This window comes from Kitasatospora sp. NPDC001527 (assembly GCF_040298605.1).
GTDB lineage: Bacteria > Actinomycetota > Actinomycetes > Streptomycetales > Streptomycetaceae > Kitasatospora.
The window spans coordinates 21,136-35,709 of sequence record NZ_JBEPAM010000006.1 but is presented as its reverse complement, the minus strand read 5'-3'; the positions used below and the strand labels follow the sequence as shown (position 1 = coordinate 35,709).

The 14,574-nt window shown below is 76.5% G+C and carries 13 protein-coding genes; 6 read left to right on the top strand and 7 right to left on the bottom strand.

Annotated elements, in window-relative coordinates:
- Positions 1-48 precede the first annotated feature (48 nt).
- The 3 genes from ABT238_RS08145 (at position 49) to ABT238_RS08135 (ending at position 2,384) form a co-directional block, all read left to right on the top strand.
- Positions 49-1,071 carry a FecCD family ABC transporter permease gene (locus tag ABT238_RS08145; RefSeq protein ID WP_502891410.1) on the top strand — a complete coding sequence of 341 codons (1,023 nt, stop codon included), beginning with the start codon at positions 49-51 and terminating at the stop codon, positions 1,069-1,071.
- Entirely contained in the window at positions 1,068-1,412 is a 345-nt protein-coding gene (locus ABT238_RS08140) for a hypothetical protein (protein WP_350756120.1), read from the top strand. The genes ABT238_RS08145 and ABT238_RS08140 overlap by 4 nt, the downstream gene beginning before the upstream one ends.
- Positions 1,413-1,586: 174 nt before the next feature.
- Positions 1,587-2,384, top strand: a complete 798-nt coding sequence (locus ABT238_RS08135; RefSeq protein WP_350561139.1) for an inositol monophosphatase family protein — start codon at positions 1,587-1,589, stop codon at positions 2,382-2,384.
- A 69-nt stretch (positions 2,385-2,453) separates the two neighbouring features.
- Here the strand turns inward: ABT238_RS08135 and ABT238_RS08130 are convergent, their stop codons facing one another.
- Both ABT238_RS08130 and ABT238_RS08125 read right to left on the bottom strand, forming a co-directional pair.
- Positions 2,454-4,007 (bottom strand): pyridoxal phosphate-dependent decarboxylase family protein, encoded by a 1,554-nt coding sequence (locus ABT238_RS08130; protein WP_502891409.1) that lies wholly within the window; start codon positions 4,005-4,007, stop codon positions 2,454-2,456.
- Complete coding sequence (locus tag ABT238_RS08125; RefSeq protein WP_502891415.1) at positions 4,004-5,404, bottom strand: diaminobutyrate--2-oxoglutarate transaminase family protein; 1,401 nt, start codon at positions 5,402-5,404, stop codon at positions 4,004-4,006. Before ABT238_RS08125 ends, ABT238_RS08130 begins: the two co-directional genes overlap by 4 nt.
- Positions 5,405-5,656: 252 nt before the next feature.
- Here ABT238_RS08125 and ABT238_RS08120 point away from each other — a divergent pair, with 252 nt between their 5' ends.
- The gene (locus ABT238_RS08120) at positions 5,657-6,406 is read left to right on the top strand and encodes a class I SAM-dependent methyltransferase (protein ID WP_350560816.1); all 750 of its coding nucleotides are present in this window, start codon (positions 5,657-5,659) and stop codon (positions 6,404-6,406) included.
- A gap of 64 nt (positions 6,407-6,470) precedes the next feature.
- Positions 6,471-6,836: a PH domain-containing protein gene (locus ABT238_RS08115; RefSeq protein WP_350560818.1), complete on the top strand. Its 366-nt coding sequence runs from the start codon at positions 6,471-6,473 to the stop codon at positions 6,834-6,836.
- 15 nt (positions 6,837-6,851) lie between these two features.
- Here the strand turns inward: ABT238_RS08115 and ABT238_RS08110 are convergent, their stop codons facing one another.
- On the bottom strand, positions 6,852-7,631 hold the full coding sequence (locus ABT238_RS08110; RefSeq protein WP_350560820.1) for a response regulator: 780 nt from the start codon (positions 7,629-7,631) through the stop codon (positions 6,852-6,854).
- Positions 7,628-9,388, bottom strand: a complete 1,761-nt coding sequence (locus tag ABT238_RS08105) for a sensor histidine kinase (RefSeq protein WP_350756118.1) — start codon at positions 9,386-9,388, stop codon at positions 7,628-7,630. The genes ABT238_RS08110 and ABT238_RS08105 overlap by 4 nt, the downstream gene beginning before the upstream one ends.
- Positions 9,389-9,610: 222 nt before the next feature.
- On the opposite strand from ABT238_RS08105, the gene ABT238_RS08100 reads away from it, so the two are divergent.
- The gene (locus ABT238_RS08100) at positions 9,611-11,053 is read left to right on the top strand and encodes a cation:dicarboxylate symporter family transporter (RefSeq protein WP_350756116.1); all 1,443 of its coding nucleotides are present in this window, start codon (positions 9,611-9,613) and stop codon (positions 11,051-11,053) included.
- A 202-nt stretch (positions 11,054-11,255) separates the two neighbouring features.
- Here ABT238_RS08100 and ABT238_RS08095 read toward each other — a convergent pair whose 3' ends face one another.
- The 3 genes from ABT238_RS08095 to ABT238_RS08085 all read right to left on the bottom strand — a co-directional run bounded on the left by ABT238_RS08095 (position 11,256) and on the right by ABT238_RS08085 (position 14,538).
- Positions 11,256-12,254, bottom strand: a complete 999-nt coding sequence (locus ABT238_RS08095; RefSeq protein ID WP_350560826.1) for a hypothetical protein — start codon at positions 12,252-12,254, stop codon at positions 11,256-11,258.
- Between the two features lie 43 nt (positions 12,255-12,297).
- The gene (locus tag ABT238_RS08090; protein ID WP_350560828.1) at positions 12,298-12,912 is read right to left on the bottom strand and encodes an RNA polymerase sigma factor; all 615 of its coding nucleotides are present in this window, start codon (positions 12,910-12,912) and stop codon (positions 12,298-12,300) included.
- 141 nt (positions 12,913-13,053) lie between these two features.
- Positions 13,054-14,538: a cytochrome P450 gene (locus ABT238_RS08085; protein WP_350756114.1), complete on the bottom strand. Its 1,485-nt coding sequence runs from the start codon at positions 14,536-14,538 to the stop codon at positions 13,054-13,056.
- Positions 14,539-14,574: the final 36 nt, after the last annotated feature.

Here is a 14,574-nt window from a genome sequence, read left to right as displayed (position 1 = left end):
CCGCCCAGGACTTCGGCATTAGGCTTGCCTAACCTAATATCTCCCCCCGTGCTGACCACCGATCCGCCGGCTCCCGCTCCCCCGGCCCAGACCCGCCGCTCGCCGGCCCGGCTCCCGCTGGTACTGGCCGCCGGGCTCGGCGTGCTCGCGCTGTGCGCCGCGCTCGGCTCGCGCACGATCCCTCCGCACACCGTCATCGGCGCGCTGACCGGGAGCGAGCACGGCGGCGACGCCGACGTCGTGACGGGGCTTCGGGTGCCGCGCACCCTCATCGGCCTCGCCGTCGGGGCGGCGCTCGGCGTCGCCGGGGCGGTCGCCCAGGGCGTCACCCGCAACCCGCTCGCCTCGCCGGTCACCCTCGGCATCAACGCCGGCGCGAGCTTCGCCGTGGTCGCCGCGATCTACACGTTCGAACTGACCCGCCCGGTCGAGTACGTCTGGTTCGCCTTCGCCGGGGCCGCGCTCGCCGCCGTCGCCGCGTACGCGATGTCGCGCCGCGGCGGGGACCTCGACCCGGTGCGCCTCGCGCTCGGCGGCACCGTGCTCACCGTGGTGCTCACCTCCTGGACGTCCGCGCTGATGCTGACCAGCCACCGCACCCTGGACGAGGCCCGGTTCTGGCTGGCCGGTTCGGTCGCCGGGCGGCATCTGGACACCCTGGCGCCGGTGCTGCCGTTCCTGGCGCTCGGGCTGATCGGCGCGTTCGCCGTCGCGCCCTCGCTCAACGCGCTCGCGCTCGGTGACGAGAGCGCCCAGTCGCTCGGTGTGCCGGTGGCCCGGATCCGGGTGCTCGGCGGCCTCGCCGTCGTGCTGCTCGCGGGCTCCGCGGTGGCCGTGGCCGGCCCGGTCGCGTTCATCGGCCTGGCCGCCCCGCACCTGGTCCGCCCGCTGCTCGGCAACGACCACCGGGCGCTGCTGCCCGGCTGTCTGATCGCCGGTCCGGTGCTGCTGCTCGCCGCCGACGTGCTCGGCCGGATGGTGGCCCGCCCCTCGGAGCTGGAGGTCGGCATCGTGACGGCCTTCCTCGGCGCGCCGCTGCTCGCGGTGCTGGCCCGGAAGGTGGCCCGATGAGCACGGCCCTCGATAAGCCCGACCGGCCCGACGGCTCCGGCAGGACCGAACAGTCCGGCAGGAGCGGAGGGGCCGGAGGGGCCGCGACGGGCAGGACCACCGGCACCTCGGTGGCCCGCCGCCGCGCCCGGACCGCCGTCTGGTCCGCGGCCGCCGCCGCACTGCTGGTCCTGCTCACCGGGATCGCGCTCGGCACCGGGCAGGTCGAGATGACCGCCTGGGAGGCGCTACGCGCCCTGGCCGGGTACGGCGACTCCGGCAACGTCCTGGTGGTCCAGGAGTTCCGCGCCCCGCGCGTGGTCTCCGCGCTGATCGCGGGCGCCGGAGCGGGGAACGGGTGACGACTGACAGCTGACAGCTATTGAAATCTGTTATCTGTTATCTGAAATCTGTCAGCTGTCAGTCGTCAGCCCCCGCCCCGGCCCCCGCCGGACCCACCACCCCCGCGCCCCGCCGCACGCCGCCCGCACTGACGTGCGAAAGTGGTAGCCGGCGAAGGGAGCGGGCACGTGCTGATGGAGAAGGTGGCGGAGATCATCGCCGAGGCTTCGGCCGAGGCGGTGGAGCCCCGGTTCCGGGCGCTGGCGGCCGGTGAGGTGATGGAGAAGGCCCCCGGCGAAGTGGTCACCGTCGCCGACCGGGAGGCCGAGGTGATCATCGCGCGGCGGCTGCGCGAGCTGCTGCCCGTCCCGGTGGTGGGCGAGGAGGCGGTCGCCGCCGACCCGGCCCTCGCCCGGGCGCTGCACGAGGAGCCCGCCGCCTGGCTCGTGGACCCCGTCGACGGCACCGCCAACTTCATCGCCGGCCGACCCGAGTACGCCGTCATGGTCTCCTTGGTGCGCGGCGGCGAGACGGTCGCCTCCTGGATCCGCCAGCCCGTCACCGCCACCACCTACACCGCCGAACTCGGCTCCGGCGCCTGGCGCGACGGCCACCGCCTCACCCGCGTCCCGGCCGGCACCGACCCGGCCAAGTGGCGCGGCTCGGTGAAGAGCCGCTTCCTCGACCCGTCCCGCCGCCGGCTGGTCGAGGCCAACACCGCCGCCTTCGGCGAGATCACCCCGGGCCGCCACGCCGCCGGAATCGAGTACCCGGACGTCACCGAGGGCGCCCTGGACTTCATTCTCTACTGGCGCACCCTCCCCTGGGACCACGCGCCCGGCTCGCTCCTGCTCACCGAGGCCGGCGGCCGCTCCGCCCGCCTCGACGGCACCCCCTACCGTCCCGAGGCCCCCGGCGGCGAGGACGGCCTGCTCGTCGCCGCCGACCCGGCCACCTGGGAGCGCTGCCGGGAGATCCTGCTCGCGCCGTAGAAGCACGGGAGCCCGGGAGCCCGGACGGCCCCGGCCGGGGCCGTCCGGGGCCGTCCGGGGCCGTCCGGGCTAGCGCGCCGCGCTCCACGCCCGGCGGCCGGCGCGGACGACCTCGGCGAGCAGCCCGCTGACCTCCTCGGGGGTGGTGTGCGGGTTGAGCAGGGTCAGCTTGAGCCGCACCCGCCCCGGGCCCTCGCCGGGCAGCTCGGTGCGGCCGACCACGGCCCGGCCGGTGCGCAGCAGGCTCCGGCGCAGCTCGGCGTTGACCCGGTCGAGCGCGGCCGGGTCCTCGGCGCCGGCGCCCGCCCCGCCCACCGGCCGGTAGCGGAACAGCAGGGCGGTCAGCACGGGGTCGGCGTGCAGTTCGAGTTCCGGTTCGGCCCGGACGGTGCCGGCGGCGGCGAGCGCGAGGTCGTGGCAGGCGTCGACGAGCCGGCCGAGTCCGGCGCGACCGAGGGTGCGCAGGGTGACGGCGAGTTTGAACGCGTCCGGCCGCCGGGTGGTGCGCAGCGAGAGGCCGAGCAGGCTCGGATAGCCGGACTCTTCGTCGTCGGCCGGGTTGAGGTACGCGGCGCGGCGGGCGAGCGAGACGTACGTCTCGGCGCGGCGGACCAGGAAGACGCCAGCGGCGGCGGGCTGCCAGCCGAGCTTGTGCCAGTCCAGCGAGACGGAGTCGGCCCGTTCGATGCCGGCCAGCAGCGGGGCGAGCCGGTCGGAGAGCAGGGCGCCGCCGCCGTACGCGGCGTCGACGTGCAGCCAGGCGCCGTAACGGGCGGCGAGGTCGGCGGCGGCGGGCAGCGGGTCGACGGCGCCGGTGTCGGTGGTGCCGGCGGTGGCGACGACGGCGAGGGGGGTGTCCCCGGCCCAGACGGTCTCGGCCAGGGCGCGTTCGAGTGCGGCCGGGTCCATCCGCAGGTCGCGGTCGACGTCGACGGGGACGACGGCCCGTTCGCCGAGGCCGAGCAGGGCGGCCGCCCGCTGGACGGAGAAGTGCGCGGCCCGGGAGGCGAGGATCCGGGGCCGGGTGCCGGGGGGCAGGCCGAGGAGGCCGTCGAGTTCGACGATGCCGTCGAGTTTCTGGTCGCGGGCGAGCATGAGGCCCATGAGGTTGGACTCCGTGCCGCCGGAGGTGAGCACGCCGGTGGCGTGGGCCGGGTCGTAGCCGACCAGGGCGGCGAGTTCGGCGAGCAGCGCGGTCTCCAGCGCGGTCGCGGCGGGGGCCTGGTCCCAGGAGTCCTGGGAGGGGTTGAGGGCGCTGACGGCGAGGTCGGCGGCGGTGGCGACGGCGAGCGGCGGGCAGTGCAGGTGGGCGGCGCAGTAGGGGTCGGCGGGGTCGGCGGCGCCGTGAGCGAGGAGTTCGGTGAGGCGGGCGAGGGCGTGGGGGCCGCGGGCGGCGGCGAGCGCCTCGGCGGTCCGGGCGGCGAGGTCGGCGGGGCGGCCGGTGGGCAGCGGGCCGCCGCGCCGGGTGGCGCCGGTCTCCAGCGCGTCGAGGACGGTGGCGAGCAGCGGGCCGAGCGCGGCGGGGCCGCCGACGCCGCCGGAGAGCGCGTCGAGCGGGCCGGGTCCGCCGAGCGAACCGCCGTCGCCCGCTCCGCCTACAGCGCCGACGCCGCCCGCGCTCACGCGGACACCGCCGGCCCCGCGGCCGAGGCCGCCGCGATGGCGTCGGCGAGCCGGTCCAGCACCGCGGCCGCCTGCTCGTCCGTCACGGTGAGCGGCGGCAGCAGCCGCAGCACGGCGTCGTGCCGCCCGCCGAGCTCGACGATCAGTCCGCGCGCCAGGCACGCCTCGCGGACCCGGACGGCGAGGGCGGGTGCGGCCGGCCGGGCCCCGCAGGCGTCCGGTTCGGCCGCCGGGTCGACGAGCTCCACACCGATCATCAGCCCGCGCCCGCGCACGTCGCCGATCACCGGCAGTTCCCCGGCCAGCGCCCGCAGCCGTTCGGTCATCCGCGCGCCGACCACCGCGGCCCGCTCGGCGAGCCCGTTCGCGGCGACGTACCGCAGAGTGGCGGCGCCGGCCGCCATGGCGAGGGTGTTGCCGCGGAAGGTGCCGGTGTGCGCGCCGGGGCGCCAGCCGTCGTACTCCGCGCGGTAGACGACGACGGCGAGCGGCAGGCTGCCGCCGATCGCCTTGGAGAGCACCATCGCGTCCGGCACGATCCCGCTGTGCTCGACCGCCCACATCGCGCCGGTGCGGCCGACGCCGGTCTGCACCTCGTCGACGACGAGGGGGATGCGGCGTTCGGCGGTGATCCGGCGCATGGCGCGCAGCCAGTCGTCGGGGGCGGGGACGACGCCGCCCTCGCCCTGGACGGCCTCCAGGACCATCGCGGCGGGCGGCACGACGCCGCCGGACGGGTCGTCGAGCAGCCGTTCGACGTAGGTGGCGGACAGGTCGGCGCCCGCCCGGCCGCCGACCCCGAACGGGCAGCGGTAGCCGTAGGGGTAGGGCAGCCGGACCACCTCGCCGCCGCCGGGCAGCGGCTCCTTGACGGCGACGTTGCCGGTGAGCGCGAGGGCGCCGGCGGTCATCCCGTGGTAGGCGCCGGTGAAGGCGAGGGCGCCGGAGCGGCCGGTGGCGGTCTGCATCAGTTTGAGCGCGGCCTCGACGGCGTCCGTCCCGGCGGGGCCGCAGAAGTGGACGCGCGCACCGTCGGCGAAGGCGGGCGGCAGGCTCTCGAACAGCGCGGTGGTGAAGTCGTCCTTCTCGGCGGTGGCGAGGTCGAGCAGGTGGAGCGGGGAGCCGCTGTCCAGGGTGCGGCGGATCGCCTCCAGGACGACGGGGTGGTTGTGGCCGAGCGCGAGGGTGCCCGCGCCGGAGAGGCAGTCGAGGTAGCGGCGGCCGTCGGCGCCCTCGACGGTCATCCCGTTGGCGCGCACCGGGACGATCGGGAACGAGCGCGCGTAGGTGCGGGCGGCGGACTCGCGGACGCGCTGGCGCCGCAGCACGGCGGCGGCCGGGGTGCCGTCAGGGACCGGGGCGGGCGCGAGGCCGGAGGCAGGGGAAGGAGCAGGCACGGGGACGGTCGGACCGGTGGCGGGCTCAGCGGCGAGCGTCAAGGAGGACTCCCAAGAATTTAGGTGAGCCTAACCTTACTTCTCAGGTCCGTCCGGATCCGCCCCCGGGCCACCGGAACCACCCGTGCGGGTGACAGCGGGCCCGTTTGCCCAACGACCGGGCTGCCCGGAGGTCACGGCCCGAGCGGCCCGAGCGGCCCGGCCTCACGCTCCCCGGCCTCGTGCTCCCCCGCCTCGCGCTACCCTCACCGCATGCCGCCGTCACCGTCCACCGAGCCGACGTCCGGGCCCGTGCCCGCGCCCGATCCCGCGTCCGGGCCCACCGCCGAGAGTGCCGCCGAGGCCGAGTACGCCGCCGAACTGGCCCGCACCCGCGCGTTCTTCGCCGTCCGCGCCGCCGGCTGGGACGCCAAGTTCCCCGACGACGGCCCGCGTTACACCGCCGCCGTCGCCGAACTCGCCCTGCGCCCGGGCGACTCGGTGCTCGACGCCGGCTGTGGCACCGGCCGCGCCCTGCCGCCGCTGCGCGCCGCGGTCGGCCCGGCGGGCCGGGTGTTCGGCGCCGACGTGACCCCGGAGATGCTGCACGAGGCCGCCGCCGGCCACCCCGGCACCGCCGACCTGCTGCTCGCCGACTGCGCCCGGCTCCCCCTGCCCGACGCCGCGCTGGACGCCGTCTTCGCCGCCGGCCTGATCTCCCACCTCCCCGACCCGGCCCGCGCGCTCGGCGAACTGGCCCGGGTCTCGCGCCCCGGCGCCCGGCTCGCGCTGTTCCACCCCGTCGGCCGCGCCGCCCTCGCCGCCCGCCACGGCCGCGCCCTCACTGCGGACGACCTGCGGGCCGAGCCCAACCTCCGCCCCCTGCTCGCCGCCGCCGGCTGGCACCTGGTCTCCTACACGGACGCCGACGACCGCTACCTCGCCCTCGCCGAACGGACCCCGCACGGCGCCGGCGGGGACGCCGACGGGAGGACCACCGCCAGGGCCGCCCCCCGCCCATGATCACCGGCGTGCCAGACTCGGAACCCTCCGCACCCACCCCGGGTGCTCGACGAGAGGAACCGCCATGGCGCTCTTCGGCAACGCCCACCGGGTGGACAACGACGAGGCCCAGAAGGAGTTCGCCAAGCTGTTCGGCGAGGGCGAGCACGTCCAGGCCGCCTACCAACTGCTGCGCGACTCCTTCCTGTTCACCGACCGCCGGCTGATCCTCGTCGACAAGCAGGGCATCACCGGCAAGAAGACCGAGTACCACTCGATCCCCTACCGGTCGATCACCCACTACGCCGTGGAGACCGCCGGCAACTTCGACCTGGACGCCGAACTGAAGATCTGGGTGTCGGGCGCGGCGCTGCCGATCTCCAAGAACTTCACCAAGGGCGTCGACATCTACGAGGTGCAGGCCCTGCTCACCCAGTTCGTCACCCGCTGACGGCCCCGGGCCGGCTCACCCCTGCCCGCCGCCACCTCCGCCCCGGCCTCCGCCCGTCCAGCGGTAGCACAGCTCCGGGCGGCCGACGGTGCCGTACTGGGGCTCGCGGGCGGCGAGTCCGGTGTCGACCAGGTGCTCCAGGTAGCGGCGGGCGGTGATCCGCGAGACGCCGGCCGCCGTGCCCGCGGCGGCGGCGGACAGGCCGGTGCGGGCCGCGCGCAGCACGCCGGCGACGGTGTCCAGGGTCGGCGCGCACAACCCCTTGGGCAGCACGGTGCGTTCGGGCGAACGCAGCAGCGCGAGCGCCTGGTCGACCTCGTCCTGCCCGGTGGCCGGGCCGGTCCGGGCGAGGGTGTCCCGGTAGCGGGCGTAGCGCTCCAGGCGGTCGTGCAGCGCGGCGGCGGCGAAGGGCTTCAGCAGGTACTGGACGACGCCCGCGGAGACGGCCTGGCGGACCATCGCGAGGTCGCGGGCGGAGGTGACGGCGATGACGTCGGTGGTGTGCCCGGCGGTGCGCAGCGTGCCGCAGAGCTGGAGGCCGTGCCCGTCGGGCAGGTAGAGGTCGAGCAGCAGCAGGTCGACGGGCCGTCCGGCGGCGCGGGCGCGCTCCAGGAAGCGCAGGGCCTGCGTGCAGCCGTGCACGGTGCCGACGGCGCGGAAGCCCGGTTCGCGTTCGACGTAGAGGGTGTGGGCGGCGGCGGCCACCGGGTCGTCCTCGACGACCAGCACGGAGATGTCCGGCCGCGCCCGGTCCTGCGCCCGGTCCTTCGGTCGGTCCTGCGGTCGGCCGCTCACGGGGCCACCACCAGACGTCCGAGCCCGGGCTCCCCCGAACCCGCGCCCGAACCCGCGCCCGCGCCCTCGCGGACCGGCCGGTCGAGCGGCAGGCGGACGGTGAGCACGGCGCCGCGGTCGCGGCCGACCTCGACGGTGCCGCCGTTGCGCCGGGCGGCCTGGGCGACGAGGGCGAGCCCGAGTCCGCGCCCGTGCCGAGCGTCGCGGCCACCGTCACCGTCACCGCCGCCGTGAGCACCGGGACCGCCGGCCCGCTCGCTCCCCCGCCCGTCCCGCTTGGTGCTCCAGCCGCGCCGGAACACGTCCTCCACCGCGCCCGGGGCGATGCCCTCGCCGGTGTCGGCGACCCGCAGCAGCAGGTGCTCGCCGTCGATCCGGGCGGTGACGGTGACCTCCGGCGGGTCGGGGCGCGCGGCCGCGCCGGCGATGGCGGCGTCCACGGCGTTGTCGATCAGGTTGCCGAGGACGGTGATGAGGTCGCGGGCGCTCAGGTGGGGCGGCAGCACCCCGTCGTCGATGGAGCTGTCCGGGGTGAGCGTCAACTCCACGCCCCGCTCGGCCGCCTGGGCGGCCTTGCCGAGCAGCAGCGCGGCCAGCACGGGCTCGCCGACGGCGGCCACCACCCGGTCGGTGAGCCGCTGGGCGAGGGCGAGTTCGGCGGTGGCGAACTCCACCGCCTCGCGGTGGCGGCCGAGTTCGATCAACGAGACGACGGCGTGCAGCCGGTTGGCGGCCTCGTGCGCCTGCGCGCCGAGCGCCTCGGTGAAGCCGCGCACCGAGTCCAGTTCGCCGCTCAGCGACTGGAGTTCGGTGTGGTCGCGCAGGGTGAGGACGCGGCCGAGCCCGGTGCCGATGGTGGAGGTGTTGAGCACCACCACGCGCTCCGCCGTCAGGTGCACCTCGTCGCGGACCGGCCCGGCCCCCGAGACGGCCGCCACCAGCGCCGCCGGCAGACCCAGATCGGCGACCGGCCGCCCCTCCACCGTCCCCTCCAGGCCGAGGAGTTCACGCGCGGCGTCGTTGCAGAGCACCACCCGGCGGTCGCGGTCGAGCAGCACCAGCCCCTCCCGGACGGCGTGCAGGGTGGCCTGGTGGTACTCGTAGAGGTGGCTGAGTTCGGCCGGTCCCATGCCGTGGGTGTGGCGCCGCAGCCGGGAGTTGGCGAGGTAGGTGCCGATCCCGCCGACGGCGAGCGCGCCCGCCGCGACGCCGACCAGGGCGAGCAGCGGGCCGCGCAGCTGCTCGGAGATGGACTGCACCGTCAGGCCCGCGCTGACCAGGGCGACCACCCGGTGCCGCTCGTCCAGCACCGGGGTGACCACCCGCACCGAGGGGCCGAGCGTGCCGGTGTACGTCTCGCTGCGGGTCTCGCCGGCCAGTGCCCAGTCGATGTGGCCGAGGAAGGTGCGCCCGATCTGCTCGGGCAGCGGGTGCGTCCAGCGGACGCCGCCGGTGTCCATCACGGTGACGAAGGAGACCCCGGTGTCGACGCGCACCTGCTCGGCGTACGGCTGGAGCACGGCCGTCGGGTCGGGCGCGGTGACGGCGGCGCGCACGGCCGGGGAGTCGGCGACGGCGCGGGCGACGGCGGTGACCTGGCGGCGGGCGGCGTCCTCGGTGCGGTCGGCGGTGAACAGGTAGGCGAGCACCGCCCCGCCGGCCACCACGGCGGCGACGATGACCACTTGGACGACGAAGAGCTGTCCGGCCAGGCTGCGCACCAGCCGGCGCGGCGGGGGGAGGGTACGCGCGGACATGCCTGTCAGTGTGCACCACGCCCCGGCGCGCGCCACGGCCGCGGCGGCGCGGACCGGCGGACCGCACCGCGCCGCGGCGTGAACTCTATGAACGCAAGCGTGACCCGCGTCACGCCGCGCCCCATAGTCGGAGCGGCCCACCACCCGGGCCGCCAGGACCGCAGGGCCGCGCACCCCCACGCAGGCGCCCCGTGCGGGCACAGCACGGCGAAGGAGCCGCAGATGCCGATCACCGGAACCGCAGCGGGAGCGGGCACCAGAGCGAAGGACCGCACCCACTACCTCTACCTCGCCGTGATCGCGGCGGTCGTCGCCGGCGTCGTGGTGGGTCTGGCCGCGCCGGACTTCGCGGTGGAGCTGAAGCCGGTCGGCACGGGCTTCGTCAACCTCATCAAGATGATGATCAGCCCGGTCATCTTCTGCACCATCGTGCTCGGCATCGGCTCGGTGACCAAGGCCGCCAAGGTCGGCCGGGTCGGCGGGCTGGCGCTCGGCTACTTCCTCACCATGTCGACCGTCGCCCTCGCCATCGGCCTGCTGGTCGGCAACCTGCTGGAGCCGGGCGGCGGCCTGCACCTGACCGCCGCCCTCGCCAAGTCCGGACACGCCCAGGCCGCCGCCGGGGGCGCGCAGTCCACCGCCGACTTCCTGCTCGGCATGATCCCGACCTCCCTGCTCTCCGCCCTCACCGAGGGCAAGGTGCTGCAGACCCTGCTGGTCGCGCTGCTGGTCGGATTCGCCCTGCAGGCGATGGGCCCGGCCGGCGCGCCCGTGCTGCGCGGCGTCGAGCACCTGCAGCGGCTGGTCTTCCGGGTGATGGCGATGATCATGTGGGTGGCGCCGGTCGGCGCGTTCGGCGCGATGGCGGCGGTGGTCGGCGCCACCGGCACGGCCGCGCTGAAGAGCCTGGCCGTCATCATGGTCGGCTTCTACCTGACCTGCGCGCTGTTCGTGGTCGTGGTGCTCGGCACGCTGCTGCGCCTGGTCGCGGGCGTCAACATCCTCACCCTGCTGCGCTACCTGGGCCGCGAGTTCCTGCTGATCCTCTCCACCTCCTCCTCGGAGAGCGCGCTGCCCCGGCTGATCGCCAAGATGGAGCACCTGGGCGTCAGCCGCCCGGTGGTCGGCATCACCGTCCCGACCGGCTACAGCTTCAACCTGGACGGCACGGCGATCTACCTCACGATGGCCTCGATCTTCATCTCGGAGGCGCTGGACAAGCCGATGTCGGTGGGCGAGCAGCTGTCGCTGCTGGTCTTCATGGTGATCGCCAGCAAGGGCGCGGCCGGGGTCACCGGCGCCGGACTGGCCACCCTGGCGGGCGGGCTGCAGTCGCACAAGCCGGCACTGGTGGACGGCGTCGGGCTGATCGTCGGCATCGACCGCTTCATGTCCGAGGCCAGGGCGCTGACGAACTTCGCCGGGAACGCCGTCGCCACCGTGCTGATCGGGCAGTGGACCGGGGAACTCGACCGCGAGCGGGCCCGGCAGGTGCTGGCGGGCGCGCTGCCCTTCGACGAGCGGACGCTGCTGGACGCCGACGCCCACGGCGCCCCGGTGACCGCCGCCGGGACCGGGACCGGGACGGAAGGCGCGGCCGGAACGAAGGGCGCCCCGGAGCCCGGACCCGCCGCTGCGGGGGCGGTCCCGGCGGCGGCCGCCTGAGCCGCCCCGGCCGCCCCGGCCGCCCCACCCCCTGACTCCCCCGGTCCGGCGCCCCGCCCAACCCCCCGGAATGGCGCCGGACCGGGGGTCCTTCGTCTTCCCGCCGCCCCGCCACCCCGCCGCGTCCACCCCGCCGGACGCTCTGCCCGACGCCCTGCCCGGTGCCCCGGCTGCCACCCCGTCTGCCGCCGCGCCCCGCCGTTCAGACCTCTTCGGACCCGCTGACCGCCCAGCTCAGGCCGGTCGCCGGGTCCTCCAGCGCGAGATGCAGGTGCCGCAACCGGTCCGCCGGGTCGTCCCAGGTGAAGCAGCGCATCCGGGCGACCAGCGCGTCCACCTCCACCCGGTCCGCCCAGCGCGTGCGCCGGACCCCGGTCATCTCCACCAGCACCCGCCACAGCGCCAGCCTCCCGTGCGCCGCGCCGTGCGCCCGGTCCGCGACGCCCGCCTGCACCAGCGCCGGCCAGGCGAGAGCGAACGGCAGGTAGCCGCCGGTGACCAGCCGCCCGGGCGGCGCGAGCTGCGCGGCGGCGAGCGGCGCCGGCCCGCGCACGCAGACCGCCCGCGCCCACCCGGCCAGCTCCGCGAGCGCCCGGGTGGCCGGCTGCCCGGGCAGCCGGGCGCCGGGTTCGGGCAGCTCCACCCGGGCCAGGCCCTCGCGGCTGGCCGGCAGGGTCAGCAGCGCGCTGCGCGACCCGCCGTCGGGCAGGTACTCGCGTACCGGCGCGCCCTCGCCCCGGCCCGCCTCCTCCCACGGCTCCAGCGCCAGCGGGACGCCCTCCGGATCCGGCTCGGCGTCCCGGGCGAGGTCCTCGCCGAGCAGCACCCGGGTCTGCGCCACCAGCCGCCGCACCGGGGGCGGGGCGAGCAGCGGGGCGAGCCGGCGCCAGCAGTGCCGGGTCGCCAGCACCTCCCAGAGCGGTCCGGCGTCGTGGTCCGCGACGCCGGCCGCGGTGCCGGGGCCGCCGTCCGCGTCGAACAGCCGGGCGGCCACCTCGGGCGGCGCGGCGTAGGCGATCAGGTGGCCGAGCGGGGCGGCCGCGGCGGCCGCCCGGCCCTGCGCGGGGCCGTCCGGTGGGCCGCCGCGCTCCGGGGCGAGCGCGACGGCGGCGGCGCGGGCCTGCCGGTAGGCGTCCAGCAGTTCGATCCAACGGCCCTCGTCCGCCAGGGAGCGGAGCCGGTGCTCCTCGTACGTGATCACGGTTCAGCGTACGGGCGGGACCGGCAACGGAGCTGACAGACCGTCAGTCCGGCGCGTCGGGCCGGGCCCCCTCGCGGAGACCGGCCCCGAGGCCCTGGTCGTGCTCGCGCTCGCCCGCGCGCTCGCGCTCGATGAGCGTCCGCAGCCGCTCCAGCGCCCTCCGGCGGGTGAGGGCCAGGGTGGAGCGGTGCACGCCGAGCAGGGCCGCGGCCTCCTCCAGACCGTAGCCGTCGAGGTCGACCAGCAGGACGGCACGGGCCTGCTTGGCCGTCAGGCAGCCCAGCAGCCGGACGACCTCCCAGTGCGCCTGCAGCTCCGCCTGTCCGCCGGCCTCGCCGCCCAGCACCTCGACGTCCTCCAGCGCCTCGTACGGCACCAGCCGGCGGCGGTCGCGGCGCCACTCGTCGCGCACGACGTTGACCATCGCGGTGAACGCGTAGGCGTAGGGCCGCGGATGGCCGAGGAAGCGGGCGGGCCGCCGGGCGATGCGCAGGTACGCCTCGTGGACGACGTCCCCCGCGCCGAACGGATTCCCGAGCAGGCGCGCGGCCGCCCGGTGCAGCCGGGGCAGCAGTTCCGTGAACACCCGGTCGAACTCCGCCGATTCGGCGCCGCGGGACCCGTCCGCCTCGCCGCGACACCCCGGTGCGCTCCCCATGCCGCCCCCTCGGAACTCGGCACCCCGGGGCCCGGCCGGCGGACACCGGCCCGGACCTCCACGACGCACCTCACCTCATGGTTCGCCGTCCTCCTGCCCGCCGTGGGCGCCGGTGATGCCTGCCCGCCCCCGATCGGACGCTCAGCCGCGCGGCGTCAGCCGGACCCGCATCGGGCTCTTCACCTGGAGGGTGATGCCCTGGCCGAGCCGCACGCCGTGGTCGATCGCCTCCAGGTCGAACTCCCGCAGCAGCGAGCCCAGCGCCAGCACCGACTCCAGCATCGAGAAGTGCTGCCCGATGCAGGCCCGCGGCCCGCCGCCGAACGGGTACCAGGCGTAGCGGTGCCGCTCCTTCTCCCGCTCGGGCAGGAAGCGGTCCGGGTCGAAGCGGTCGGGCTCCGCCCAGTGGCCGGGGTGCCGGTGGGTCACCCAGGGCGCCAGGATCACCTGGGCGCCGGCCGGGACCACGTGCCCGTCGATCACCGTCTCCTCCACCGAGCGGCGCCCCATCTGCGAGGCCGGCGGGTAGAGCCGCATGGCCTCCTTCAGCACCCGGGTCAGGTAGGGCAGCGCCTCCAGGTCGGCGGCCACGGGCTCGCGCCCGGCGAGCACCGCCGAGGCCTCCTCCTGCGCCAGGCGGCGCTGCTCGGGGTGCTTGGCGAGCAGGAACAGCGCGAAGGCCAGCGAGGTCGCCGTGGTCTCGTGCCCGGCGAGCAGGAAGATCAGCACCTGGTCGCGCAGCTCGTCCGGGTCGAGCCGCTCGCCGTCCTCGCCGCGGGCCCGGGTCAGCAGCTCCAGCAGATCGTCCTGGCCGGCCGCTCCGCCCTGACCGGCCTGGCCGCCCCGGCCGCTCCCGCCGTCCAGGCCGCCCGGACCGGCCGCGGCGGCCCCGCCGGCGCGTTCCGCCCGCCGGGCCCGCTCGGCGATGATCCGGTCGCACACCGCGTACAGGTCCCGGCGCGCCGCGGCGCCGCGCCGGTTGGACGGCGTCGGCCAGGAGCGGGGCAGCCGCACCGGCGCGAAGCCGCGGGCGAGGACGAGCTCCCCTATCACCGGGAAGCCGCGGTGCACCACCTGCACCGCCGCCTCCACGTCCGCGCCGAACAGGATCCGGGCGACCGTGCGCAGCGCGAAGCGCGACATCTCCTCGGCGACGTCGACCACGCCGTGCGGGACCGCCCGCCACCGGTCGGCCAGCGCCCGGCACTCCAGCCCGACGGCCTGCGCGTAGCCGTCCACCCGGCGGCGGGTGAACAGCGGCTGGATCAGCCGGCGCTGGCGCTGGTAGTCGCCGTCCTGGCTGGTCAGCAGGCCGTTGCCGAGGCTGGTCCGCAGTTCGTCGTAGAAGCTGTTGTCCTTGCGGAAGTTGGCCGCCTCGCTGCCGAGCACCTGGTGCGCGCCCTCCGGGGAGAACACGGCGTAGAACTCGGCGCGCAGCCCGGGCGGGCCGGCCACGAAGCGGACGACGTCGCCGTAGTCGCGGCGGGCGTCCAGGAACGTCCGCAGCGGGCGCCGGGTCAGGTCGAACAGCGAACCCACCACGGGGAGCCCGGGCGGCCCCGGTACCCGCTTCGCGGCGCCGGCAGCGGTGACGGCGGCGGTGACGGCGGCGTCGGTCAGTGTCATGTCCCCTCCTCGGTCGTGTCCCTTCGTCCCTCCAAC